This is a genomic window from Xanthocytophaga flava (assembly GCF_030068545.1).
Taxonomy (GTDB): Bacteria; Bacteroidota; Bacteroidia; order Cytophagales; family 172606-1; genus Xanthocytophaga; species Xanthocytophaga flava.
Genome location: NZ_JASJOR010000021.1, coordinates 155,962 through 180,621, shown reverse-complemented (window position 1 = coordinate 180,621; position 24,660 = coordinate 155,962). Strand labels below are relative to the sequence as shown.

22 protein-coding genes are annotated in these 24,660 nt (G+C 38.4%); 12 read left to right on the top strand and 10 right to left on the bottom strand.

Features of this window, described 5'->3' with window-relative positions; all coding sequences use genetic code 11:
• Nucleotides 1-185: 185 nt before the first annotated feature.
• The 3 genes from QNI15_RS26630 to QNI15_RS26620 all read right to left on the bottom strand — a co-directional run bounded on the left by QNI15_RS26630 (nucleotide 186) and on the right by QNI15_RS26620 (nucleotide 3,647).
• Nucleotides 186-1,289 carry a DegT/DnrJ/EryC1/StrS family aminotransferase gene (locus tag QNI15_RS26630; RefSeq protein WP_314002046.1) on the bottom strand — a complete coding sequence of 368 codons (1,104 nt, stop codon included), beginning with the start codon at nucleotides 1,287-1,289 and terminating at the stop codon, nucleotides 186-188.
• A gap of 154 nt (nucleotides 1,290-1,443) precedes the next feature.
• On the bottom strand, nucleotides 1,444-1,962 hold the full coding sequence (locus tag QNI15_RS26625) for a 30S ribosomal protein S16 (RefSeq protein WP_314002048.1): 519 nt from the start codon (nucleotides 1,960-1,962) through the stop codon (nucleotides 1,444-1,446).
• Nucleotides 1,963-2,168: 206 nt separating this feature from the next.
• Nucleotides 2,169-3,647, bottom strand: a complete 1,479-nt coding sequence (locus tag QNI15_RS26620; protein WP_314034640.1) for a M61 family metallopeptidase — start codon at nucleotides 3,645-3,647, stop codon at nucleotides 2,169-2,171.
• A gap of 236 nt (nucleotides 3,648-3,883) precedes the next feature.
• Between QNI15_RS26620 and QNI15_RS26615 the strand changes: the two genes are divergently transcribed.
• Entirely contained in the window at nucleotides 3,884-4,789 is a 906-nt protein-coding gene (locus tag QNI15_RS26615; protein ID WP_314034638.1) for a prohibitin family protein, read from the top strand.
• Between the two features lie 60 nt (nucleotides 4,790-4,849).
• On the opposite strand, the gene QNI15_RS26610 is transcribed toward QNI15_RS26615, so the two are convergent.
• From QNI15_RS26610 to QNI15_RS26600, 3 genes are all read right to left on the bottom strand, one after another.
• Complete coding sequence (locus QNI15_RS26610; protein WP_314034636.1) at nucleotides 4,850-5,734, bottom strand: DUF481 domain-containing protein; 885 nt, start codon at nucleotides 5,732-5,734, stop codon at nucleotides 4,850-4,852.
• A gap of 145 nt (nucleotides 5,735-5,879) precedes the next feature.
• The gene (locus tag QNI15_RS26605) at nucleotides 5,880-6,830 is read right to left on the bottom strand and encodes a hypothetical protein (protein ID WP_314002056.1); all 951 of its coding nucleotides are present in this window, start codon (nucleotides 6,828-6,830) and stop codon (nucleotides 5,880-5,882) included.
• Nucleotides 6,831-6,870: 40 nt separating this feature from the next.
• Nucleotides 6,871-7,734, bottom strand: coding sequence for a DUF58 domain-containing protein (locus QNI15_RS26600; protein WP_314034634.1), 864 nt, complete (start codon nucleotides 7,732-7,734; stop codon nucleotides 6,871-6,873).
• A gap of 204 nt (nucleotides 7,735-7,938) precedes the next feature.
• Here QNI15_RS26600 and QNI15_RS26595 point away from each other — a divergent pair, with 204 nt between their 5' ends.
• Both QNI15_RS26595 and QNI15_RS26590 read left to right on the top strand, forming a co-directional pair.
• Complete coding sequence (locus tag QNI15_RS26595) at nucleotides 7,939-8,343, top strand: DUF4296 domain-containing protein (protein ID WP_314034632.1); 405 nt, start codon at nucleotides 7,939-7,941, stop codon at nucleotides 8,341-8,343.
• 41 nt (nucleotides 8,344-8,384) lie between these two features.
• Nucleotides 8,385-10,787, top strand: coding sequence for an endonuclease MutS2 (locus QNI15_RS26590; protein ID WP_314034630.1), 2,403 nt, complete (start codon nucleotides 8,385-8,387; stop codon nucleotides 10,785-10,787).
• A 52-nt stretch (nucleotides 10,788-10,839) separates the two neighbouring features.
• Here the strand turns inward: QNI15_RS26590 and QNI15_RS26585 are convergent, their stop codons facing one another.
• Together QNI15_RS26585 and QNI15_RS26580 are read right to left on the bottom strand one after the other, a co-directional pair.
• Complete coding sequence (locus QNI15_RS26585) at nucleotides 10,840-11,304, bottom strand: GNAT family N-acetyltransferase (protein WP_314034628.1); 465 nt, start codon at nucleotides 11,302-11,304, stop codon at nucleotides 10,840-10,842.
• A gap of 19 nt (nucleotides 11,305-11,323) precedes the next feature.
• Nucleotides 11,324-11,803 carry a MarR family winged helix-turn-helix transcriptional regulator gene (locus QNI15_RS26580; protein ID WP_314002066.1) on the bottom strand — a complete coding sequence of 160 codons (480 nt, stop codon included), beginning with the start codon at nucleotides 11,801-11,803 and terminating at the stop codon, nucleotides 11,324-11,326.
• A gap of 195 nt (nucleotides 11,804-11,998) precedes the next feature.
• On the opposite strand from QNI15_RS26580, the gene QNI15_RS26575 reads away from it, so the two are divergent.
• The 5 genes from QNI15_RS26575 to QNI15_RS26555 all read left to right on the top strand — a co-directional run bounded on the left by QNI15_RS26575 (nucleotide 11,999) and on the right by QNI15_RS26555 (nucleotide 17,795).
• Nucleotides 11,999-12,547: an RNA polymerase sigma factor gene (locus QNI15_RS26575; protein WP_314002068.1), complete on the top strand. Its 549-nt coding sequence runs from the start codon at nucleotides 11,999-12,001 to the stop codon at nucleotides 12,545-12,547.
• Nucleotides 12,522-13,184: a hypothetical protein gene (locus QNI15_RS26570; protein ID WP_314002070.1), complete on the top strand. Its 663-nt coding sequence runs from the start codon at nucleotides 12,522-12,524 to the stop codon at nucleotides 13,182-13,184. Before QNI15_RS26575 ends, QNI15_RS26570 begins: the two co-directional genes overlap by 26 nt.
• A 4-nt stretch (nucleotides 13,185-13,188) precedes the next feature.
• Entirely contained in the window at nucleotides 13,189-14,409 is a 1,221-nt protein-coding gene (locus QNI15_RS26565) for a hypothetical protein (protein ID WP_314002072.1), read from the top strand.
• A gap of 449 nt (nucleotides 14,410-14,858) precedes the next feature.
• Entirely contained in the window at nucleotides 14,859-15,899 is a 1,041-nt protein-coding gene (gene murB / locus QNI15_RS26560) for a UDP-N-acetylmuramate dehydrogenase (protein WP_314005757.1), read from the top strand.
• Between the two features lie 411 nt (nucleotides 15,900-16,310).
• Entirely contained in the window at nucleotides 16,311-17,795 is a 1,485-nt protein-coding gene (locus tag QNI15_RS26555) for a sensor histidine kinase (protein ID WP_314034625.1), read from the top strand.
• Between the two features lie 17 nt (nucleotides 17,796-17,812).
• Here QNI15_RS26555 and QNI15_RS26550 read toward each other — a convergent pair whose 3' ends face one another.
• Nucleotides 17,813-19,078, bottom strand: a complete 1,266-nt coding sequence (locus QNI15_RS26550) for a replication-associated recombination protein A (protein ID WP_314005761.1) — start codon at nucleotides 19,076-19,078, stop codon at nucleotides 17,813-17,815.
• Between the two features lie 149 nt (nucleotides 19,079-19,227).
• Here QNI15_RS26550 and prfB point away from each other — a divergent pair.
• The 3 genes from prfB (at nucleotide 19,228) to QNI15_RS26535 (ending at nucleotide 22,294) form a co-directional block, all read left to right on the top strand.
• Nucleotides 19,228-20,302, top strand: a protein-coding gene (gene prfB / locus QNI15_RS26545) for a peptide chain release factor 2 (RefSeq protein WP_314034623.1) whose coding sequence is annotated in 2 segments (ribosomal slippage) — nucleotides 19,228-19,287 and nucleotides 19,289-20,302 — 1,074 coding nt in all. Because the reading frame shifts where the segments join, the coding sequence is not laid out codon by codon here.
• A gap of 215 nt (nucleotides 20,303-20,517) precedes the next feature.
• The gene (locus QNI15_RS26540) at nucleotides 20,518-21,144 is read left to right on the top strand and encodes a porin family protein (RefSeq protein WP_314034621.1); all 627 of its coding nucleotides are present in this window, start codon (nucleotides 20,518-20,520) and stop codon (nucleotides 21,142-21,144) included.
• 145 nt (nucleotides 21,145-21,289) lie between these two features.
• Entirely contained in the window at nucleotides 21,290-22,294 is a 1,005-nt protein-coding gene (locus tag QNI15_RS26535; RefSeq protein ID WP_314034619.1) for a YpdA family putative bacillithiol disulfide reductase, read from the top strand.
• A 70-nt stretch (nucleotides 22,295-22,364) separates the two neighbouring features.
• Here the strand turns inward: QNI15_RS26535 and QNI15_RS26530 are convergent, their stop codons facing one another.
• Nucleotides 22,365-23,537 (bottom strand): exostosin domain-containing protein, encoded by a 1,173-nt coding sequence (locus QNI15_RS26530; RefSeq protein WP_314034617.1) that lies wholly within the window; start codon nucleotides 23,535-23,537, stop codon nucleotides 22,365-22,367.
• A 496-nt stretch (nucleotides 23,538-24,033) separates the two neighbouring features.
• On the opposite strand from QNI15_RS26530, the gene QNI15_RS26525 reads away from it, so the two are divergent.
• Entirely contained in the window at nucleotides 24,034-24,624 is a 591-nt protein-coding gene (locus QNI15_RS26525; protein WP_314034615.1) for a DUF3347 domain-containing protein, read from the top strand.
• The last annotated feature ends 36 nt before the right edge of the window (nucleotides 24,625-24,660 follow it).

Sequence of the window (24,660 nt, the reverse complement as noted above, 5' to 3'; positions counted from 1 at the left end):
TACAACCAGTTCCGGCCTCACAGCTCATTGAAAGGACTCACACCTTGCCAGATGGACGAGCAATCGCAACTATTCAACACCGCCGATTTTTCCACTTCTGACCGGTCTTAAATTTGGGTGGACGTCATGAGTTGGTTAGGCTTGTGAGGAAAGGATACTTAGGTAAAAATTAGTAAGGTTGACGTTTAGGAATAGTAATCCCGGATATTGCGAATAATATAGTCCTGTGCGTCTGATGAAAGGCCAGGGTAAAGAGGAAGACTAAGGCAGGTATCCGCAATGAGTTCCGCAATGGGAAACGAACCGCGTTGGTAACCGAGATTCTTATATGCTTGTTGTAAATGAGGTGGAACAGGGTAATGTATCATTGTACCTATTCCTTTTTCGGTAAGATAGGATTGGAGGTCCTGGCGGTCTGATACTTTTATAACAAATAGATGCCATACTGTATGAGCTTCAGGAAGTATTACCGGAAGGGTGATTGAGGGGAGGTCAGCAAGATAGCGGATATAATAGTGGGCTAATTGCTGACGTTGTTGATTCCATTCTGACAAATAATGGAGTTTTATATGCAATAGAGCCGCCTGTAGTTCGTCAAGACGAGTGTTGAAACCCTGTATATCTGAGTAGTATTTCTGGCTGGAGCCATAATTTTGTAGTTTACGTACCATCTCTGCTAGTTCTACATCCGGAGTAGTAATGGCTCCTGCATCTCCCAATGCTCCCAGATTTTTAACAGGATAAAAACTGGTGGCATTGATATGGCCCCAACTTCCAACAAGCTTGTTGCCATATTTCGCTCCCTGGGCTTGAGCGAAATCTTCGACAACCCACAGTTTATACTTATCTGCTATACCAGTAATAGCTTCCATATCACAGGGCTGTCCATACATATGAACTGCCATAATCGCTTTTGTGCGTGGAGTAATGGATGCTTCAATGGCTGTTGGATTGATATTGTATGTATAAATATCTGGTTCTACAAAGACAGGTGTTGCGCCAGTATGAGTAATGGCTAATACACAAGCTATGAAACAGTGGGCAGATACAATTACTTCGTCTCCTGGACCAATAGCAAGTGCCCGTAGACTAATGTGTAAAGCATCTAATCCATTAGATATACCTATACAATGATTCGTTTGACAGAATGCTGCAAATTTAGATTCAAAAGCCTTGACCTGTTCACCCTGAATATACCAGTGTGAATCAAGTACCAGAGTCATTTGTTCGATTAGCTGTTGTCGAATGTTCTGATGTTGATAGGCTAGAGAATAGAAGGGAATTTGCAAATTGTTTGTATCGGATTTGAGATAAAATAAAGAATAAATAGGCTACTAGATGATAACGAAAGTGCCCGGATGTTAGCATATGTATACTCTATATAAAAGAGAAAGGAGGTAAAACCTGCGTTTTCCTCCTTTCTGAATATAGGGTAAGAATACCTTATGCTTGTTCTTCTGTAGTAGATTCTGTAGACTCTTCGGCTGCTGGAGCTTCTTCCACAACAGTATTTTTTTTGACGATAGCTTCGGCACGAGCTTCTTTTTTCTTGGTTTCTTCTGCCAGACGAGCTTTCGCTGCATCATCTTTCTTCTTAACAATGCCTGCAACTTTGTTCTCAACCTGTTGTTCTTTCGATTTTTTCCAGTCTTCGAACTTTGCATCTGCTTGTTCCTGAGTAATAGCTCCTTTCAGAACCCCTACTTGCAAGTGTTTTTTCAGCAATAGACCTTCATGAGAAAGAATAGTGCGAGCAGTGTCTGTAGGCTGAGCCCCTTTAAGCAACCAATCCAATGCGCGGTCTGTATTTAGAGTTACAGAAACCGGGTTAGTGTTAGGATTGTAGTTACCGATTTTTTCAATGAAGCGACCATCCCGTGGTGCTTTAGCGTCAGCAACGATAATATCATAGATTGCTAACTTTTTACGTCCGCGACGTGTTAATCTGATTTTTACTGCCATGTGTGTATTTATGGTTATCGACGGAACCCGTCCGCCATTTTTCGGGACGCAAAGATAGAATATTAAACTAATAAATTAAACTATATAACCTGAAAAAAAATTTACAAGATTGATAATCATTACTTTTTACTCCTGTGATACATCTGGTGATGCATTTGTTTGAGCAATAGTGAAATCGATATTTGTGAAATAATAGATTTACATGTTTAATAGAGCGAAATGGCAGACGTATTTTGAAGCCATTTTTCTCTACTCTCATTTTCCTGTACAGGAGTTATAAGAATTTCTACACAACCGGGTTTATCTACCAATGGGAATATCTGTAAAACACAACCTATATAGGCAAGCACATTGGCCAGGTAATTTTGTAAAGGCTCTGTTCCTGTAATGCAAGCAGCAAAATAATCTTTCAGTGAATGACCTGCTACTTCTTCTGCAATGGCTATATAGTCATCATGTGTGTAACCAATTCCTGATTTTCCGAATCGTTGCCAGAGCAATTGGATAACTGTATCAAGTGACTTCTGATCATTTGTGGATCTGCGTATTTCCATATCCAGAATAAAGGCAGCAAGGGCACCTTTGTGATAAATGGATACTTTTCGATTGGGCACACCCGCACTATAGCCATCTACCCACAGATCAAAAGACGACTCAATCAAAGATAAGCGGGCTGCATTACTTTGCATAAAATGCCGGTTAAAGGTGCGGGTGATTTCAGCATAATAACGGGAAGGATCGAAGAATCCGGATCGTGCGAGAAATAAATCTCCATAATAGGTGGTAACTCCTTCTGCTACATAGCCCGTTGGAAAATAGTTTTCCTGTGTGAGATCATAGGGTAATAATTCCTTAGGACGTATTGTACAGATATTCCATGCATGGAAAAGTTCATGAGAGGCTAAGCCCATCAATTCTTCATAAAGTGAGTGACCTATCTGTTCGGCAGGTCCTAGGGTCATTACTGTAGAATTTCGGTGTTCTACACCATGATAGTGTTGGTAAGGAAGAAGAAATAGTAAGAAATGATAATCTCTTTGGGGAAATTCGCCCATTGTGTTAATTTGTACTTCTGTAAACTGACGGAAATCTTCCAAAACTTTTTCCCAGTTTAACATTCCTTCTCCTCCTTGTACCCATATATGGAAAGGTATTTGGTCTATATGATAGGTATAATGTTGCAGGCTGGCAGAGGCCATCATGGGACTGTCTGCAAGCTCATAATAATCTTTCGCATACAAGGAATAAGGCTCTATGGCTTTTAGTCCACACCCAACTGTATAGGAGTTGTTAAAAAGGAGTTTGACATGGCAAGGTTCATCCATTCGTTCTGTCACATAAAACAAACAGTTGATAAAGTTGATGTATACCAGATTTTCATCAAGCCACGAATTACCTGCATCCATCTGTTGTGCATAATATTCATAGTTAACTGTAGCTTCTGTATTGCCATTCATATGGATGCGCCAGCGTTCACGGGTAATCTTTTCTATAAACAATGGCTCCTGATTAGTAGTGTGACTTCTGACAGATAAGATATTCTTCGCATAGTTAGATAGTTCATATCTTCCCGGACGCCATGCTGGAAGTTGCAGATCAACTACGGGTGTATCTACCTGTTCAATGTGCAGGGTGATGTTTAATATATGTTCCGACGTATTCCGGCAGTCAATAGTATAGTGCATAGAAGGTTGGTTTTTAATATAAAAGACAACACAGAAAACAAATATAATGAGGTTTATGAACAAGATGATACAGATGTAAGACTAGATCCTATTCATACAAATGAAGAATCGTTAGCATAAAGGAAATATAGTATAATCTTTTCCTTTCTTTCAAAGGTTACATAATACCAAATTAGTCACTAATTGGTAGATAGAACTTTATTCTATTTTAAAATAGACATTAGATCCTAAACCTTATGTTTTTACTAATCCTTGGATTAATTATTCTTATTGTTGGATTTTCTATTCCTAGAAATAATCCTCGTATGGGAGGTACCAGCATTGTACTTAAGTGGATTGCTGTTGCTATTATAGGCATTGGGGTGCTTACTTCAACTATCAAACAGATTGATGTAGGGGAAGTAGGTGTTAAAAGTTTGTTTGGTAAGGTGCAGCCGGATATTTTGGAAAGCGGCCTGCATATGGTAAACCCATTTGTAGACATCACTACATTTGATACCAAAACCCAGAATTATACTATGTCAAGTGTACATGATGAAGGAGATCAGGCAGGAGGGGATGCTATCAGAGTACTTACTGCAGATGGTTTGGAAGTTGTGATTGACCTAACTGTACTCTATCGGGTAATAGATAAGGAGGCTCCCCGGATTCTGCGTGAAATGGGTACAGACTACCGGAATAAAATTGTACGTCCTATTACCCGTACCAAGATTCGTGACAATGCTGTTTATTATGATGCAGTATCGCTGTATTCTGTAAAACGTGATGAGTTTCAGGATCGTATCTTTAAGACAATCGAAGCCGACTTCAAGGCTCGTGGACTAATGCTTGAACAGCTACTGGTGCGAAATATTAACTTGCCTGAATCTGTAAAGCTGGCAATCGAATCAAAAATTAATGCGGAACAAGAATCACAAAAGATGCAATTTGTATTGGCTAAAGAACGCCAGGAAGCAGATCGTAAGAGAGTAGAAGCCCAAGGTATTGCTGATTACCAAAAGATTTTATCTACAGGATTGACTGACAAACAATTACAATATGAGTTAATAAAGGCTCAAAAAGATATTGCATTGTCTCCTAATGCGAAAGTAATTATACTGAATGGACGCAGCAATACACCAATTATGCTAAGTGATAAATAAATAGTTAAAGCCTATAGCCACAATGAGAAAGTCTGGCTATAGGCTTTAATTGTAATATATTTATTTTGATCCTGTATAACTCAAACCAAGAGTAGAATTCAACTGAGAACTTTTTACTCCTGCTACATTATAACTCTCATAGGAATTATCCAGTGTTGAGGTAAGCGAAAAATGTTTGTTGAGTTTAAATACAAGTTGTGAGATGGAATTCCATCTCAGATTTTTCCTATTAATAGCAGGCTGGAAGAATATAGTACTTTGAAGAGTCAGTTTCTCTCTAATAATCTCTACCCGAAATCTGAAACGTGTTGAATTGCGTAATACATTTAAATCTTCTGTGTCACTGGAAATAAAATCCGTTGCTTCACGCAGAAATGCATTACTTATAGAAACCTGGACTCGTGAGCTGGGTAACCGTTTGCCTCCAATAATCCGCCAGCCTACACCTACACCAATATTCAATCGATCATTGATTTGTCGCAGATTGCTTTGTTCATAAATGCCAAACAATAGTCCATACACATCATGTTGACTATAAAACCAGGTATTATTAAAATCAAAAAAAACTTCACGTTCCTGTAATACCTCATTGTTGGTACCATATTGAAAGCGGGGGGATGAGTAAAATCCCCAGATAGAATTTGGATTCTCATGATTTAACCCTAATCGTAAGGTTAACAGTTTTCGGTTAACATTACCCGAATTAATCATTCCATCTAAACCTAAGACATAGGTCCAGCTAGGAGGTGGAGGGGGAGTTGGCTTTGCAGGAGGTTTGACCGTATCCCGTTTGATAGTATCGCTTTTTAGTGTATCTTTTTTGATGGTAGTATTTTTCTTAATGGATGCACTATCTATTTTGTATTGAGTACTGTCTACAATTTGTGCATGCGAGTAGGTAAAAGCACTGCTAATGCCGAGAAAAAGTATCAAAATAAATTTCATTTGGATAGGATAATTAAAGTCATGACTCCCTTGAGTATCTACACTCAAAATGTCTCACAAAATAAATTAGGATGATTGATAACTATCTTAAAAATGACGACACAACTTTAGTGCCTGTTGATTTTCTTTAGAAGAAAATCCTGGTTTACCGTTTAGATGCAACTTCAACCCGTTTTCGTTTATAAAAAGATTCTGCTGTCATTTGCAGGTTACGCAATGCTCCATAGATCTCTTCCGGCATACTGTTTCCATAAATGGCACGGTCTGCGATCTGAAGTGAATCTGATAGCTTGGAATTAGAAATAATCTCAGTAATTTCTTTAGTAGTATAGGAACTATACGGCTTATTGTGTAATAATTCCATATATTGTTTCCATAAGACAACTGTCATTTCTACCGCAGAGGTTTCTTTTTGCTGGCGAACTTTACGACGTAGTTTTTCGTAATGGCTTACAAAACTGCGATGTTCTCTCCAGAGTCGATATAAACGATATTGTCGTTTGATCTGACGCCCAAAAAGTAGGTATAATAACAAAATTAAAAGTCCTGAGGCCAGGATTATGGCCAATATCAAGCGATAATCAAGTGTTTGTGGTACAGGAATGTATTCAACATTGGTCTTTGGAGAAAGAAAACGAGATGGTTGTCCAAGAAGTTGTTGTACAACAACTGAGTCTATGGTTGCATACACTGTAGTACAATCCTTTTGTTGAACAATATAGACAGGTAGCTGAAGTTTTTGGATGGGTGCTATATTAAAAGTAGTAAAAGTATACACGACGCTGTCTATACTCCCTTTGGCATCTGTACGTGTAGGAAAATAATCTTTATGATCCCATTCGAAAGGAGAAAAGTTGTATCCGGAATCCGGAAAGATAACCTGCATCTCAGCCGGATGTCTGAAACTAAGTGTATATCTTATTGGAAGTCCGATTTTAGCACTATCAACCAAAAATTTACCATGAGGTTTGAGCTCCTGAGCAAGACATGGAGAGAATAGTTGAGATAAGAGTATAATAACTGGAAAAATCCATTGTATTGATTTTTGATACTTGCCAAATAGAGATGTAGTGGTATTTATGTGTAACTTCTGCATAGACAAAAGGCACTAACAGTATGATTATGTTGGAATAAAACTATTGATTACGAACTCTGAACAGTCGCACTAGTGCTGGTACAAAGTCTTCATTGGTTTGTACTGCCAGATAATTCGCTTCATTCTGACGGCAAATTCGCTCCAGTTCTTGTTGCTGTTGCTGAAATGTACTACGCATACGTCTCTGAAAACGTGGCGATGAGGTGTTTCTCCATACCATTTGTCCGGTTTCTTCATCATAAATGGGAATGATACCTAGCTTAGGGAGCTCTGTCTCTCGTTTGTCTAATATATGGATCACGACCAGATCATGTTTTTTTGCCAGGGCTTTCAGCGTAGTTTCGTAATCACTATCAATAAAATCAGAGATAAGCACAATAACGCTTCTTCTGCGAATGATGTTCAAAACAAAGCCCATTGCACTACGGAGATTCGTTTTGGTAGAACGTGCTTCCAGTTTAAACAAGGTTGATATTAATAAGTAGCCTTGTTGAAGCCCTTTATCCGGTTTGACATACTTTTCTTTCTGATCTGAAAAACATACTACTCCTACCTGGCTTTGTTCCTGTAGAGCAGAGAGTGCCAGTACTCCACAGATTTCTTTGGCCAGATCTATTTTGCTCTGTCCTTTTTTACCAACTTGTTGTGATGCACTGACATCCAGCATAAAAAACACAGTTTGTTCTCTTTCTTCCCGAAACAATTTTACAAACGTGCCATGTCCTTTGGCACTGGAGTTCCAGTCAATCGTGCGTACATCATCACCATATTGGTAGGCTCTCAGGTCATTAAATTCCAGTCCGTTGCCTTTAAAAACAGAATGTAAGTCACCATGCATTTGTGTTGTTACAGCCTTTCGGATGCGAATCTGGAATTTTCGGAGCCTGGATATAATGTCACGCATAGAATCGTCTGGATTTAAGCTGGCAAAGATAGATGGTTTTCACGGGTAAGAGATAGTATAGCAACGCAAATTTGATGGAAAGGGGTATATAATGAAAAATAATACGCTTTGCTTGTTAAAAAATAGCTGTATCTGGAATAAAATTTGAGTGCGAATGCACACGTCTATTCGCCAAATCTGAAATAGTATTTATAACTTTGTTGTATGAAGTATAAGAAAATAGTAGTATGTGTTGCATTTTTACTAAGTGCATGTGTTACAGACCCTAAGCCTCCTGCTGGAGCATTAAGTAAAGAGCAGATGGTTGCTATACTGGTAGAAGTACATATTGCAGAGGCTAAAGCGCAGCAGGCAGGTTTCAGAACCAGTGATTCTACACAGTTTTATTACAAATATCTGGAAAAAAAGATATTGAAGGATTTTAAAACAGACTCAACGCAGTATCATGATAGCTATCGGTTTTATGTACAACACATTAAGTTGATGAACGAAATTTATACAGCAGTAGTTGATACATTGACTGCAAGACAATCGGAAGGAAAGATGCCAGAAAAAATAAATCTGGATTCTATCCGAACCCAAAAAAAACTAAGAAAATATTTTAACTGAAACTATGTGAAAATCCCTGTTGTATGGGATAGGGAAGAATTATGTTATATCCTAAAAATTTAGAACAGAAGTTAGGCTTTGATCAGATTAGAGAATGGATCAAGCAGGAGTGTAGTGGAACATTAGGAAAAGCCTTTGTCGAAAAAATGCGTTTCTCCAATGACTACGATATGATAGATAAGTTGGTGCGGCAAACTGCGGAGATGAAGACGATCATGCTGCTTCATGTAGATGAATTTCCTTCCTCTAACTTTATTGATGCAGTGCCTCACTTGGCAAAAGCAGCTATTGAAGGCATGTTTTTGACAGAAGAAGAGTTCTTTGAGATAAAATTATCTTTGCGTACAATTTATGATTGTCTGATTTTTTTTAAAAATCAGGAAGAAAACGTATTTCCTCAGCTTAAAGAACTAACTCAGGCTATTGATATTGATTCAACTCTACTAAAAGATATTGACCGGGTGATTGATCAGCGGGGTAAACTGCGCGATGATGCATCTCCCGAATTGCAGACTATTCGCAGACAGATTATCGCTGAACAGGCAAATCTACGTAAAAAGCTGGAGAGTATATTAAAGCAATCCATCAATCAGGGATACACATCAGATGATGCTTCGGCAACAATCCGTAATGGACGTATGGTAATTCCGGTTGCAGCTGAACATAAACGTAAGATAAAAGGATTTATTCAGGATGAATCCGCTACCGGACAAACTATTTATCTGGAACCAGTTGAGATCTTCGATTTGAACAACGAGATCACTGAACTAGGGTATCGGGAGAAACGTGAGATAATTCGTATTCTAACACATCTGACAGATCGGCTACGCCCACATGTGCCTAACCTTAAGAAGGCTTATACATTTCTGGGACTAATAGATTTTATCAGAGCTAAAGCAAAATTTGCCCTTCGTACGCAGGCTAATCTGCCAATTTTCTCAAAGAAAACGATTTTGATTTGGGAAAACACGAGACATCCATTGTTATATCTTTCATTTCAGAAACAAGGCAAGTCAGTTATCCCGTTAAGTATCAAACTGGAAGAAAAGCAACGAATATTGGTTATCTCAGGACCTAATGCTGGAGGAAAATCCATTGCTTTGAAAACGGTAGGTCTGACTCAATATATGTTTCAGTGTGGCTTATTGGTATGTATGGACGACCATTCACAGATTGGACTGTTCCGTGATATCTTTATTGACATTGGCGATGAGCAGTCGTTGGAGAATGACCTGAGTACCTATAGTTCACACCTGACAAACATGAAGTATTTTCTGCAACATGCAGACAAAAATACATTGTTCTTAATTGATGAATTCGGTACAGGTACTGAGCCAGGTATGGGAGGAGCTATTGCTGAAACTATTCTGGATGCATTGCAACAGAAGAAGGCTTTCGGTGTGCTAAATACACACTATGGCAATCTGAAAGCTTATGCTAATCGTACGGAAGGTGTTGCCAATGCCGCTATGCGTTTTGATGCAGAACATCTGGAACCCTTGTATCAACTGGAGATTGGCAGACCGGGAAGTTCATTTGCTTTTGAGATTGCTCAGAAAATTGGCTTACCTCGTGAGATTGTAACAAAATCAAAACAGAAAGTAGGAACGACTCAGGTTGATTTTGATAAGATGTTGCGTGAGCTTGAAACAGAAAAACAAAAGTTTGCTGAGCAGAATCGTGAATTGCAGGCCAAAGAAAAAACATTGAATGAAACTCTGGCCAAGTACAGTACATTGAAAAACGAGCTGGAGACAGGGCGCAAACAACTGTTAAATAAGGCTAAAGAGGATGCCCGCCGATTAGTCAAAGATGCCAACCAGAAAATTGAAACTACCATTCGGGAAATACGTGAAGTCAAAGCGGAGAAAGATTTAACCAAAATGCTTCGTCAGGATTTAGCAGATTTTGAGAAGAAACTGAAACCGGAAGATGTAGTAGTAGAACTGGAGCCTGCTCCTGAGATTAAAGTGATTGGCGGAACCATAGAGGAAGGTGATCTAGTTCGTATTAAAGGACAGAACACCGTAGGAGAGGTATTAAGCATCAAAGGGAAGGATGCCGAAATCAGAATCGGTGAACTGAAGTCCAATGTTAAAATCAATCGCCTGGAGAAAATAAGCCGGAAAGAATACCGTCAACAAACGGTGGAGAACCAGCCTCGGATGCAGGGAATTGATATGAATGAGAAAATGGCAAATTTCAGTACACAACTGGATTTGCGTGGCAAACGGGGTGAGGAAGCTTTGACCGAGGTTGATGCCTGGATTGATCAGGGTATTATGCTGGGGTCGTCAGAGTTACGTATTGTACATGGGAAGGGTGATGGTATTCTGCGTAATCTGATTCGGAATCATCTACGCCGTTATCGCGAAATTGCCTCTATGAATGATGAGCATGCTGACCGAGGTGGATCTGGGGTGACAATTATTAAAATGAAATAAGGTACAAAGGTGGACTTATAAGTTCACCTTTGTTGTTTTGTATAGTTATAATTTACTCAAAGTCCATCGCCATCCGAATGTCAGCGCGGGAATAGGGTGTGTCCTGCATGGCTACTTCCTGAAAGCCAACAGTGGTATACAAAGCCAGGGCGGGTGCAAGTTTTCGATTTGACTCCAGAAACAGGTGCTTGGTTCCAGATTCTCTGGCTTTTTCGATAGCTGCCAGACACAATTTTTTTCCAATACCCAAGCCTCTTACATTTTCGTCTACCGCCATTTTGGCTAGCTCCATTGTCGAATTATCTACTTTGACTAGTGCAACTGTACCAACAACTGTATCACCCTGAAGTGCAAAAAGGATCTGGCCGCCATCATGGAGTATGTGTTCATATGGATGATCCAGCTGTTCCAGATCATGTGGCTCTACTACAAAATATTTGGAGATCCAAGCAATGTTAAGCCTTTTGAAATCTTCTGCAAACTGTGGTTGGTAATCGAGAATTCGTATGGTTTCCATAAACTGAATAGGTTTGATTTTACAAATGATGAAATTCTTTGAAACGAATCAGGTATTCTTTTTCTGTCAGTAAATCTTCAACCTCAGTTATGGCCAGTATTAGATTGTGTTGTCGGTTATTAATGAGATCTTCATTCACCTGACGAATTTTTTCCCAGATATCCTGTAGCTTGGGTAATAGCAATTTGCCTTTTTTAGTTAGTGTAAGAATACGCTTTCGTGCATCTGTTTTAGATTTAGCAGATGTAATCCAGCCTTTTTTCTCCAGTTCTTTGGCTAGTTGAATTACTCCCGGATGGCTAATGCCAAGGTTATCAGCAATCTCCATGATGCCTAATTCTGATTTTTGGCTGAGTATATAAAATAAAGGAAACCACTTGGGTTCAAAGTCCAAACCATAATCCTGGTATACACTGTTGGCTTGTTTCATGATTTTATCACTGAGTCGCTTGAGCCGACTTCCAAATGCCAATGCACCCAGATCTTTCATTAAATCCATATTCGTAATTAATTACGTAATTAGTTACGAATATTTGAAAAAATATAACCATTGTCAAGTATTTGTGAGATATTCTAAATGAGAACACATACTATGAGATACCTTTCATTATCAGATGTTGTGAAAAATTATATTTTCAATGCAACCTTCCAGTAGAAAGGTGCATTAAAACAATACAAACCTAAACCAATACCAATGAAAAAGGCTTTACTGGAGTCGTGTAGACAAGGCAATATGTTTGCTCAGCGGCAACTGGTCGAGCTGTATTCCAATCGGTTGTATCGATTGTGTTTACGATACATGCGTAATGAATTTGACGCAGAAGAAGTGTTGATGAATGGATTCCTACGTTTTTTTGAGACACTCCATTCCTTCGAATACCGGGATGATAATGGTCTGGAAGCCTGGTTAAAACGAATAATGGTCAATGCGGCACTTATGTATCTGCGCAAAACAAAAAATTTGTCTTTGCTGATGCATGAAGAAGATGTGATTATTCCAGAAAATGCTACTGTTGAATCACAGCTGAACTCTGAAATGATTTACAGCCTTATTTTACAGCTTCCAACTGGTTATCGAACCGTTTTTAATTTATATGTCATTGAAGGGTATTCTCATGCGGAAATTGCAGAACAATTGGGAATCAGTGAAAATACATCCAAATCACAACTCAGCCGGGCAAGAGCTTTGCTTCAGAGCTGGTTAATCAAACAAGGTTATGAACATACCACCCGAAGATATTGACCGTTTGTTTCGTGATGTTGTCCATCAGACGGAAGACACCCCTTCTTCAACTGGGTTTCGTCAGGATCGGTTCTGGCAACAGCTACAGCCTCAATTAGAGCCAAAAAGAACTTCTCGTAAAGTACTGTGGTTTCGCATTGCTGCTGGAATCGCTGTCTTTTTGCTGGTAACAACTGTGATATGGCAATTTTATTTGCAGCAACAACAGTTAAATGTATATGCTATGGAGTTGAACCAATTAAAGTCAGCTTATTCTAAAGCTACGCTTAAGCTTGAAAAGAGTAATGACTCAACCTATACAGAAAGAGTTGTTACTAATAAGGTAGAGAAAAAGGATACGCTATATAGTATAAAAACCACTACTATACCTGTAATACAAAAACAACGTATTGAGACACCTCTGGCTTTGGTTGATACAACATCATTGAAGAGTAGCGATTCTATATCTCAGAATGTTATTAAACCTTCCCAAATAGCAAAAGCACATAAGCCTTTCAGGGTAGTCCATGCCAATGAACTACCGCGTTCTACAAATTATTCAGACATACAGGACGACCCATATTTTGTGGTAAAACAACAGGCTACTGACGATCATACACCCAAACTCACTATTACTCTTACCAGAAAACAGAATTGATTTTATGAAACATCTTTTATGTTGTACTATGCTCATGTTGGGCATAGCCCGGATTTCATTTGCCCAAACCACTACCGATGATTGGCTTACAGATAAGCCTTCCTCTATAAAAAAGGCCCCTTTTGTGAAAGAAGATCGGCAGCTTATTATTCCACTGGAAAATGAGAATAAAGTAATAATAGGCTTACAGGACAATGCAGATCTATTACGATTTCGTAATATAGATTCTTTGTTAACAATCTTTCTGCAGGATCTAAGTCAGATAAAAGATTCACTAAGCTCCTCTACAGAATCCCTAAAGGTTCTATACAGATTAAAGAAACAGGAACGAAACATGCGTTTCTGGAGATATCCTATGAGTCATACACAAATTGACTTCCAGACTGATGAAAATTTACTAGTCAAAGCGGCACAGGATACCATTGTGATTGAACAGGGATTTTCAGTAATAAAACCCTTAACGCCTGGTGAAATAAGAAATAATGCGAAAGGAGAAGCTATACAGACACCCGCATCTATCAGCCGGCATTTTCGAATCTATTTTTTAGTTAACTCTTTGGATGATCTGGAAAAAATTATTCAGGGAAAATTAAATCCTACGATTGAAAAGCTAATAAGTGATATGAAAAACACAGAAAAGAGAAGTGTATTTGATTCGCATATATGGGCTTCTGAAGTAACATATACCGGAATGCAGACTCCTGCATCTGTACGGCTAAATAAACAACTTAAACCTGATCAGATTTTAATTATACCGCGTTTTGGTATGGGATTGGTTGGCAATACCTTTATGCCTAGTCTTGGGGCCAATATTATATTTTTGCCACAGATTCCATATAAAAGAGGGCTTGCCTATAGCACTACACAGTCGGATGGGTTTCTGATTGGCTGGGAACGGTTCTTTGCGTTTGGCAGAGATAATGATAATCAAATAACAATTCATTCCAATGATTTTATTTCTGTAGGTATAGCAGGATTCAAGTCCAGCGATGTGCAAAGAAATAGCTGGAATAACCGAAAGATTCAATGGGCTGAATTGAAGGTAGGATATCTGATCCGTCGACAAGGAGATTTTTTTCGCCCGAACACTTTCAGGATTTCTACAGCATTTTCGCCTTATATGTCCAGCAAAGGGTTGCAACGTTTGAGGCTTGAACCTGAATTGTATTTTAATGATCTCTTCAGACATGTTTATCCTGGGTTAAGACTTACATTAGGCTTCTAGCTTAACAAGATTAACTTCAGAATATAATTCCTGCCAAACTTTCACTACAAGAAGTCACTTTTGTAGTGAAAGTTTTTGTTTGCGCATAGTTCCGTGCAAGCTATTTTTTAGCAAGGGCAAGACAATAGCATTAATCAACAGATATTTTGCATAGTATTCATGGCAGTTTTGATTTTATGCAGAACTCTGATCATTTTTTATTTTGACTGGAGTTTCGATCATTTTTTTCGCTTGTGCATAACTCACGGCAAAACATTTTTTGATCGGAATTCACCGCAAAAGTTGCTTGCATAGAATAATCCACAACAAAACTTTTGCTCCATCATGTTATACTGGTAGGCAAGTCTCAAGCTATAATTCGAGACAACTCAGAGTGTAGAAATAATGCGAAGCATATTTTTGAAAGCCACATATTGATTCGCACAGGCAATTTACCGTATCTTTCGGGCATGAACGAAAATACTACGTTTCATTACGAGCAAAATTGTTCGCTGAAACCCTTCAATACTTTTGGCATAGAAGCACAGGCTCACTATCTGGCTAAGGCAGAAGATATAGAAACGCTGAGAGATATCATAACGGCTGAGCAGTTTCAAAATACTCCTGTATTATTTCTGGGAGGTGGTAGCAATGTGTTGTTTACAAAGAACTACTTTGAAGGATTAGTAGTATTGATGCAAATAAAGGGAATTAGTGTGCTGAAAGAAGATGATACTCATGTTTGGTTACAGGTAGGGGCAGGAGAAGTATGGCATGAGTTTGTCTTAGAGTGTATTAAGCGTAATCTGGGGGGAGTCGAAAATCTTTCATTGATTCCGGGAACTGTAGGTGCTGCACCCATGCAAAACATTGGAGCCTATGGGGTAGAAATCAAAGACACATTTGATTCTCTGGAAGCCGTAGATCGTAAAACAGGACAACTCAGACTATTTACGAATGCTGATTGTAAGTTTGGGTACCGGGAGAGTGTTTTCAAACATGAATTGAAAGATCAATATATTATTACTTCTGTTACATTCCGTTTGGTAAAAAATCCGACGACATATACTATATCATATGGCGATATACAGAAAACCTTACAGGAAATGGAAGTGCAGACTCCTTCATTACGTACTGTGAGTGATGCAGTTATTCATATCCGGCAAAGTAAATTGCCTGATCCAAAACAGATTGGTAATGCCGGAAGTTTCTTCAAAAATCCTGTCATACCACAAGATTTATTCGAGCAGATACAACAGCAGAATCCAGCTATTCCTTCTTATCCGGCAGAATCAGGTTATGTGAAAATACCTGCAGGCTGGCTTATTGAACAAGCTGGGTGGAAAGGTTTTCGTGTAGGAAATGTGGGAGTTCATACACGTCAGGCTTTAGTACTTGTTAATTACGGAAATGGTACCGGGGAAGAAATACGACACCTTTCAGAAATCATACAGACATCGGTTAAAGAAAGGTTTGGTGTTTTATTACATACGGAGGTTAATTTTATATAGAATTATTACCTGAGTAGTATAATAGCAATTATGCTGTCGTATTATTTGACCCTATGAAAAAGAGGGGTGTTTTGGTTGGTAATGATACGTTTATTAGATAGATTTTCGTTTGATTATCACATCAATTCTAAGATTCTGATTGGTTAGTAAGGTGGTTATTGATTCAAAAAGGTAACAAGGTGTAAAAGGCAGTTAGTTTGCGGATTATTTCCTTTCTTCTATTTTTTTATTCACATCTCTTTATTCTCTCATAAAAACTTACGTTGTGTAGCATTTGCCTGAAAATGCTCTATCCGAATGTTTTGTACATTTGAGTGTTATTCAGGGTATAGATTTTGTTTCGTTAGGGGGAAAATCATATGACATAATACTTGAAGTGCTCCTTTCTATTGTTATTACAATATTACTGCCATGCCTTATCCGGTACTTGATGACGTTGTTATTGACACACAACAAAGTTTGGGAAGAAAAACCAGCACTTCCTCACATGATTCGTCTATCTGGCGTTTTTTTCGCCACTGGATGCAGAGCATTTCTTCCAATGGACTTCAACCTTTCTATAACAATAGATTAAGAATCAGTATTACATTGACAAACTGGATTATTGTAACCTGTGTGTTGTTTACAATTCCCTTTTTGTGTATTGGACTCCAAAAGTCTTATCTGGTAGTTGCACTTCCCTTACTCAGTTGTTTACTTAGCTTTCTTATATTGCGACGTGGGAATCATTTGATTGCCAGAGTTTTTCTTGTCAATGCATTACCTCTTTCTATATATGTAATTGCTCTCGTTGCACAATTACCTGGTGCTACTCATAGCACTATTACCAAGCCTCTGTTTTTCGCTTCATTGATTATTCCATTGTTGATATTTCGTGCTATAGAAACAAGGTATTTTATAGGAAGTTTAGTTTTTATTTGTGCTCTTCTCTTTTCAGTTGATTTTGCATTGACTGTTTTTCCGTTTAAGTTTTTAAAAATAAATAATATAAACCTTTCTTTATTACGTACCATCATTACAGTAGAAGGTGTTGCTTTTATTGTAATTGCATTAATCTATTATAAATATTTAATGGATAAGATTGCAAGGCAGAATTATCGCCTGCTTCAGGATATGCGTGGGCAAAACGAAAAGATTCAACAAACTAATGAGGAATTAAAGGCTTCCGCTGTACAGTTAAAGGAGTTAAATGATTCTAAGAACCGCCTCTTTTCAATCATTGCTCATGATTTGAGATCTCCTATGAATTCCTTTAGAGGATTTTCAGGCTTGCTGGCTAGCAACATTGATTCTTTATCTAAAGAAGACATAAAAGTGTTGGTAAAAGGCATGAGTAAGTCTTTTAATAATGTGAATACTTTATTAGAAAACTTGCTGCATTGGTCTCGGGTACAGATGAATACTTTCAGTAGTCAGGCAGAAGTGGTTGATCTGGCTGTTCTGATTACAGATAATCTGAGTCTGGTTGAACCTACTGCTGCAGATAAATTAATAGTAGTGAAAGGAGATGTTGCAGAAGAACTCTATGCTTTTATTGATAAAAATATCTTCAATATTGTATTGCGTAATTTGTTGATGAATGCTATTAAATTCACAAATTCCAAAGGGAAAGTGGAAGTAAGAGCAAAACGAACTGGAACACAAATAACAATTGATATAATAGATAATGGTATAGGTATGAGTCCTACTACATTAGGCAACCTATTTACCTCGCAGAATCACAATCATTCTACTGTAGGGACTGCGAATGAAAAGGGTACAGGCTTAGGCCTTATGTTATGTAAAGAGTTTATTACTCAATGGGGAGGAACCATCAAAGCTGTCAGTAGCAAAGGTGATGGCAGTACTTTTTCTTTTACCGTGCCTGCCTATCAAAAAAGCTTATTCGAAGACTAGGATATATTCTATATATCCTAGTAATTGTATTTACTACCCCACTGATTTTTTAGTTGTTTTCTAAGTTCGTTCTCTCTTGTATTATTACCGGGATCATACAATTTGGATCCTGAGATATCTGCGGGTAGAAATTCCTGATTTACAAAGTTTCCTTCATAGTCATGGGCATACTGGTAATTCTGCCCATAGCCTTGTTGTTTCATAAGTTTTGTTGGTGCATTGCGGATGTGTAAAGGTACAGGCAGGTCTCCCTTCATACGTATTAGCTCGTTTGCTTTTTTTATTGCAACATAGGAAGAATTACTCTTCACAGAAGTAGCCAAGAAGACAACACATTGCGACAAAATGATTTCTGATTCAGGCATACCTACCATTTGTACTGCCTGCATACAACTGGTGGCTAGCAAAAGTGCATTGGGATTTGCGTTGCCAATATCCTCAGAGGCAAGAATGACAAGTCGGCGAGCAATGAATTTAATATCTTCACCTCCTGCCAACATGCGGGCCAGCCAGTAAACAGCTGCATTTGGATCACTTCCACGAATAGACTTAATGAAAGCAGAAATAATATCATAGTGTTGCTCTCCACCTTTGTCATATAAAGCTACCCGGCGTTGAGCTATTTCCATAACTTTATCATCTGTAATGACGATATCTTGTCCGACGGGAAAAGCATTAATTACCAGCTCCAACAGATTAAGTAACTTTCGGGCATCACCTCCTGAAATATTTAGCAAAGCTTCTGTTTCACGTACTTCGACAGTCTTTTCTGCAAGTAGTTTGTCTTTTTTGAGAGCAATATGAATCAGCTGGATAAGATCTTCCGGAGTAAGTGCTTTCAGGATGTATACTTGTGAACGAGATAACAAGGCAGAGTTTACTTCAAAAGAAGGATTCTCGGTTGTTGCTCCAATAAGGGTAATAGTACCGCGTTCTACTGCTCCCAGTAATGCATCCTGCTGACTCTTGTTAAAGCGGTGAATTTCATCAATGAACAAAATAGCTTTGCCATGCGCCTTTGCCAGTTCAATTACCTCTCGTACTTCCTTGACACCTGAACTTATAGCACTTAGTGTGAAAAAGGGTAACCCCGCCTCATGAGCAATTAAGGTAGCCAAAGTCGTTTTGCCAACACCTGGAGGACCCCACAGGATCATAGACGGAATATGGCCGGAAGCTAGTACCCGACGTAACACACTATTTTCACCTACTAAATGTGGTTGTCCGATTACTTCATCAAGTTTCTTAGGACGAATTCGTTCTGCAAGAGGTTGGGAACTCATTGGTATAATCTGGTTTTAAAGTAGATGGCTGCAAAGATACTATTTTCTGGAAATGCCCTTATTCTGTTTTTATCAATGAAAACCGTATCTTTGCACCCTAAAATTTTGATTTGGTACGTTTACCATTCATACTAAACTTTTATACTAACATGACAACAGAACAACTCAAAGAGTTGAAAGCCCGTATTTCGGCTTTAAGGGGGTATCTTTGACTACGATCATAAGAAAGAAGAAGTTCAAAGCCTGGAAAAAATAACATTACAACCTGATTTCTGGAATAATCCGAAGGAAGCTGAGAAGACACTCAAAAGCATCCGTTCACTCAAGTTCTGGACTGCTGATTATGATGCTGTTGAAGCGGGATATGGAGATCTGGAAACATTGTATGAGTTCTTCCAGACCGGAGATGTAGCAGAAGAAGAGATTGATGCTGAGTACGCAAAAGTTTCCCAATCCATAGAAGAACTGGAATTCAAAAAAATGCTTGGCGCAGAGGAAGATCAGCTAAGTGCAGTTGTGCAGATTACCGCAGGTGCTGGTGGAACAGAAAGCTGTGACTGGGCAAGTATGCTGATGCGTATGTATATTATGTGGGGTGAGAAAAATGGGTATAAGGTAATTGAACAAGACTTTCAGGAGGGAGATGTGGCAGGTGTTAAATCTGTTACATTACAGTTTGAAGGAGATCTGGCATATGGATATCTGAAAGGCGAGAATGGCGTACATCGATTGGTTCGGGTTTCTCCTTTTGACTCTAATGCCCGACGCCATACATCCTTTGCCTCAGTCTATGTATATCCTTTGATTGATGATTCTATTGAAATAGATGTGAAGGATTCAGATATTGAATGGGAAACTTTCCGTTCTGGTGGGGCTGGTGGACAGAACGTTAACAAAGTGGAAACTGCGGTTCGTTTGTATCACAAACCGTCTGGTATTGTGATCAAAAACCAGGAATCCCGTTCTCAGCTGCAAAACAAGGAAAATGCAATGCGATTGTTACGTTCTCAGTTATATGAAGCAGAGATGCGTAAGCGTATGGAAGCAGTGGCTGAGATTGAGGCTGGCAAGAAAAAGATTGAATGGGGATCTCAGATTCGAAGCTATGTTCTGGATGACAGACGTGTCAAAGATCATCGCACAGGTTATCAGACTTCAAATACAGAAGCTGTATTGAATGGAGAAATCGATGAGTTTCTGAAAGCCTGGCTCATGGAGCAATAACAACAGATATATTGACTACAAATAGAACTTGTCAGCTATAGATGTAAAGCAATACTTCTGTAGCTGACTTTTATTTTGATAGAACAATTACGATTTTTTGGTAAGGCTTTAACAAAAAATCAAAAATCCCGTTAAATGCATGAGTTTGCTTTTAGCAAAAGAAAAAAAGCATTTTTACGTTCTAACACTGCTTGCATTTTACAAACAATCCGATTATGAATAAATCTATTATTTATACTTTCTTTCTGGGGATATGCCTGGTAGGAAGTGTTCAACACATCAATGCACAAAGTTTTACAATGGGGCCTAAACTTGGAGGCAATATCAAAGACCTTCAGGGAAAAGGAGCAACAAATTATAATGTATTACCTGATTTTAATGTTGGCTTTTCCTGGAATTATACCGGAAATAGTAGTTTAAACTTTGGAGGAGAAATACTTTATTCACGGCAGGGCGGACGACTTCGTAATACGATAAAGGTTACTTCTCGTACAACGTTAAATTACATAGCAGTACCTTTGCTTTTGAAGTATTACTTCTGGTCTCGAACACGTAGTACTCCCTTCTTTTTTGCTGGTCCCCAATTTAGTTACTTGTTAGGTGCTCATAACTCACTGGCAGGTAATATCACTCCACAATTTAAAAAAACTGATGTAAGTGCTATTTTGGGTTTTGGTATCCGGATGCAACTGGAAAAAATCTGGTGGGTAGTGGATGCAAGGGTCGCACCGGGTATTACTAATATCTCACAGGCAGAGCCTACTGTTCGAAACTCTGTTGTATCTGTAAATACCTCTTTTGAGTTTGGATCAAAAAAAAGAGCTAGACGGGGATTGCATTAAGAACTTTTTTGTGAAAAGTCAATTTATGGATACGGGACAAGGCTTTCTGATAAAAGTCTTGTCCCGTATATTTTTTATGGACATTTTTACTTGATACTCTGTTCTTTATTGTGAACAGATCATTAATCTTAAAACCTATGATAAAATGAGTGAAATAGTAGATATACTAGTTGTGGGAGGAGGACCTTGTGGATTGGCTGTTGCTATTGAAGCTGTGAAAAGTAAGCTTAGTCATATTATTCTTGAGAAAGGCAGTTTAACAGAGTCTATTCGCCGATATCCTCGACGGATGCGTTTCTTCTCAACAGCTGAAAATATTGAGATTGGAGGTATTCCTTTTCCTATTTCCAATGTCAAGGCAAACAGAGAAGAAGCGCTACAGTATTACAGAAAAGTTGCTGGCTATTTTCATCTGAATTTCAAGTTGTTTACAGAAGTAACAAGTGTTGAAAAAAAAGATGAGATTTTTCATGTATTCACAGCAAAAGGTGAGACCTATTTTGCAAAGAATGTGGTGATTGCAACTGGCTATTTTGATGTCCCGCGTAAATTGAATGTGCCAGGAGAGGATTTACCTCATGTGTCTCATTACTATGATGAACCGTATAAGTACTCGTATTCAAAGGTTGTGATTGTTGGAGGAGCTAACTCTGCTGTGGAGGCTGCATTGGAACTGTATCGACATGATGTGGATGTCACTATTGTTCACAGAAATGAAGACTTAAGACAAACGGTAAAATACTGGTTAATTCCAGATGTGAAAAATCGGATGAAGGAAGGCAAGATCAAAGCTATTTTCAACTCAACTGTACAATCGATTTCTTCTGATTCGCTGATTATTCAGAATGTCCATACCAAGGAAGAATCTACTTTGCCTGCTGATTTTGTATTCATACTGGCTGGATATGTTCCTGATGCCAAGTTGCTTTTTCGGTCAGGGATTCAATTGAATGAGGTAATGGTACCTAGCTATGACAATCAGACCTTTGAGACAAATGTAAAGGGTTTATATGTATGTGGAACTGTAGTAGCGGGTATTCACACAGAAAAAGTCTTTATAGAAAATGGACGTGAACATGCTCAGGCTTTGGTAGATCATATTGCTGGCCGCCCTGTTCGTCCGGTAAAGAATCTAATTATGCGTATATAAAAAATTAGCTGCCAGTTGGATGTATACTTTTCCAGGCTGGCAGCTATTACTTTATTTATCACACACCTGGTTATTTTTTACCTGGCCTTTGATACGTGGTTTCAGTGGTAGCTGCTCCAGCCATAACTGGAATATCATTAGTAGTTGATGCTACACGGGTGTGAATCTCATTGATCACATGCACAATAAAGTTATGAGGAAGCAATTGGTCAAACGCAGCTCTTGCCATCTGGCATTTTTCCTGAAACGTTTCTTCCGTTAATTTTGCATGGAACTGTTGAACTATCTCTCCAATCTGATCCAGTTTTGTTAGTGGGACAAATACACAAAAGTCTTCCCATTTTAAGCCTTGTAGTGGTGGTAACTGTAGTTTTGTATCTATGATGACAGGGATACGCCCGGCTGATAATACTTCATAGGTACGAAAATCACCATTTGCATCGCCTCGCATACAAAGTATATAGGCATGTTCCTGAGTACTGCGCAGATATTCTGCACGTGCTTTTACCCTTTCTTCTTCTGCCAGTACAAAGAAATGATCACGTTCCACAAGATGAGATTTCAGATTACTGGCCGCTCTTACAGCTTTCAATACCCGCTGACGTAACAGTCTTGGAATCATAAAGCGATATTTGATATCCAGACTACGCCCTAGTTTACGACTTAAGGCTAACTTATAGATTACTGCATCTGGTACAGGAATGGGTTTGGTCAATTTGTTTATAGTACTGGAATATTTTGTATTTCCATCAAAGGCAATAGTTGGAGTAGCTGGTTTGGAAATAGGAGTGATTAAATGTCCTATGTCATATATCCAGGTTGGTATAGGGAGCAACTTTTCTCCTGGATATTGATAAACAGACGTTGCAAATACAATTTCTCCTGGTTGTGGTTCATATTCCATACCCCCTGCAAATGTTACAACTGTCCGGCCAGTCGCTAGCACCTTACGTATATAGTTACGTAATTCGCCTAATTTCTTTTGAAACATCCATTCTTTAGCATCATGAGGGATTACTACCAGATTACCAGCATCTTCTATAGTATTGAATCGATGAACTCTGACCAAGCCAGGTAATACAGCTCGCAGCGGATTCCAGAAAAGTGTCTGTGTACTTGTATCTGCCTCTGAAAGATGCATTAATAAAGGACAAGGACGTGCAGACGGATTGGGAGAAAGCAATTCGTTGCTTACCCATAAATCTAAGGGTTTTGTCGTTGAGTTGTGGTGAAATGTTGTCATAAACGGAAAGGTGTAATCGTAAGTATAGTTTGTTCATTCTTAAAATGCTCAGGAATCATAATGGACACATATACAGATACCTGTGATAAATGACAGCACAGAGTACATGGCTGGATCTATCAGAAATCTTGCTGAAAGGTTTATAAATGATAACTAGGTAAAATTTTTAAATACTGAACACCTGGTACACGCTTGCTGGAATCCTGTGGAGGATTTTTCTAAACACTTCTGCTTGGCTATATTTATTAACTGGAAGTTTCTGTGTAATTCAGATACTTTTAACTTGGGTAGAGTAGAATTGGGACTACTATTGTTGCAGAAATTCATGCAAAAAAGAACCAATTTTAGGTATTGGTTTGCATCATTGTTGAAATGTAAACATCTATATTTGTATATTCTCGTTTATTTCTTCATTTTTTAAGGTAGGGTAAGAATATTTTGAGATAAATAGTTGATAGATAGCGTTTTTATGTGTTTACCAAATCATTTACAGTATATGAAAAAAATCTTTGTGTATGTGTGTGTACTCTGTGTAGGATATGGAAGTTTAATAAGTTGTCAACCTACTAATGATCAACAAAAAGCAGAAGAGTCTGAAGAAATGGATTTGCCAGCGCCTACTATTGTGAAGCCTTCACTTGCAGCTCCTGGCCAGTTTGAGAATATTTTGACTTCCTATTTTATGTTAAAGGATAGTTTTGTGAAATCTGATACCTCTGAAATTAATCAGAAAGCTACAGATTTGATTGGAGCTACTAATAAGGTAGATACTACCAAACTAAACATAGAAGTTCAGACTAAATGGAAAACATCCAAAGCAATGATCATTCGCTCTGTCACAACATTGCAAACTGAAAAAGGGTTAGAAGACAAAAGAGCTGGTTTCGAAGATCTTTCCAAGATTATGTATGAAGTTGTTAATACCTATGGTGCCACAACCACAGTTTATAAACAATATTGTCCAATGGCGCTGAATGACAAAGGAGCTTATTGGTTGAGCGTAAATAAAGAAATTAAAAATCCTTATTTTGGAGATAAGATGCTTGAATGTGGAGAGGTACAGGAAGTACTTACATTTGAGAAATAATTGTGTAGAGGCAGTATTGAGTCCTATGCCTTAATA

Excerpts from the sequence above, each read along its gene's own strand:
- QNI15_RS26600 (WP_314034634.1), bottom strand. The coding sequence starts at position 7,734 with ATGCGTGACATTATATCCAGGCTCCGAAAATTCCAGATTCGCATCCGA.
- QNI15_RS26620 (WP_314034640.1), bottom strand. The coding sequence starts at position 3,647 with ATGCACTATACTATTGACTGCCGGAATACGTCGGAACATATATTAAAC.
- QNI15_RS26605 (WP_314002056.1), bottom strand. The coding sequence starts at position 6,830 with ATGCAGAAGTTACACATAAATACCACTACATCTCTATTTGGCAAGTAT.
- QNI15_RS26590 (WP_314034630.1), top strand. The coding sequence starts at position 8,385 with ATGTTATATCCTAAAAATTTAGAACAGAAGTTAGGCTTTGATCAGATT.
- QNI15_RS26530 (WP_314034617.1), bottom strand. The coding sequence starts at position 23,537 with ATGACAACATTTCACCACAACTCAACGACAAAACCCTTAGATTTATGG.
- QNI15_RS26550 (WP_314005761.1), bottom strand. The coding sequence starts at position 19,078 with ATGAGTTCCCAACCTCTTGCAGAACGAATTCGTCCTAAGAAACTTGAT.
- QNI15_RS26615 (WP_314034638.1), top strand. The coding sequence starts at position 3,884 with ATGTTTTTACTAATCCTTGGATTAATTATTCTTATTGTTGGATTTTCT.
- QNI15_RS26610 (WP_314034636.1), bottom strand. The coding sequence starts at position 5,734 with ATGAAATTTATTTTGATACTTTTTCTCGGCATTAGCAGTGCTTTTACC.
- QNI15_RS26575 (WP_314002068.1), top strand. The coding sequence starts at position 11,999 with ATGAAAAAGGCTTTACTGGAGTCGTGTAGACAAGGCAATATGTTTGCT.
- QNI15_RS26535 (WP_314034619.1), top strand. The coding sequence starts at position 21,290 with ATGAGTGAAATAGTAGATATACTAGTTGTGGGAGGAGGACCTTGTGGA.
- QNI15_RS26585 (WP_314034628.1), bottom strand. The coding sequence starts at position 11,304 with ATGGAAACCATACGAATTCTCGATTACCAACCACAGTTTGCAGAAGAT.
- QNI15_RS26540 (WP_314034621.1), top strand. The coding sequence starts at position 20,518 with ATGAATAAATCTATTATTTATACTTTCTTTCTGGGGATATGCCTGGTA.
- QNI15_RS26570 (WP_314002070.1), top strand. The coding sequence starts at position 12,522 with ATGAACATACCACCCGAAGATATTGACCGTTTGTTTCGTGATGTTGTC.
- QNI15_RS26625 (WP_314002048.1), bottom strand. The coding sequence starts at position 1,962 with ATGGCAGTAAAAATCAGATTAACACGTCGCGGACGTAAAAAGTTAGCA.
- QNI15_RS26580 (WP_314002066.1), bottom strand. The coding sequence starts at position 11,803 with ATGGATTTAATGAAAGATCTGGGTGCATTGGCATTTGGAAGTCGGCTC.
- QNI15_RS26565 (WP_314002072.1), top strand. The coding sequence starts at position 13,189 with ATGAAACATCTTTTATGTTGTACTATGCTCATGTTGGGCATAGCCCGG.
- murB (WP_314005757.1), top strand. The coding sequence starts at position 14,859 with ATGAACGAAAATACTACGTTTCATTACGAGCAAAATTGTTCGCTGAAA.
- QNI15_RS26595 (WP_314034632.1), top strand. The coding sequence starts at position 7,939 with ATGAAGTATAAGAAAATAGTAGTATGTGTTGCATTTTTACTAAGTGCA.
- QNI15_RS26525 (WP_314034615.1), top strand. The coding sequence starts at position 24,034 with ATGAAAAAAATCTTTGTGTATGTGTGTGTACTCTGTGTAGGATATGGA.
- QNI15_RS26555 (WP_314034625.1), top strand. The coding sequence starts at position 16,311 with ATGCCTTATCCGGTACTTGATGACGTTGTTATTGACACACAACAAAGT.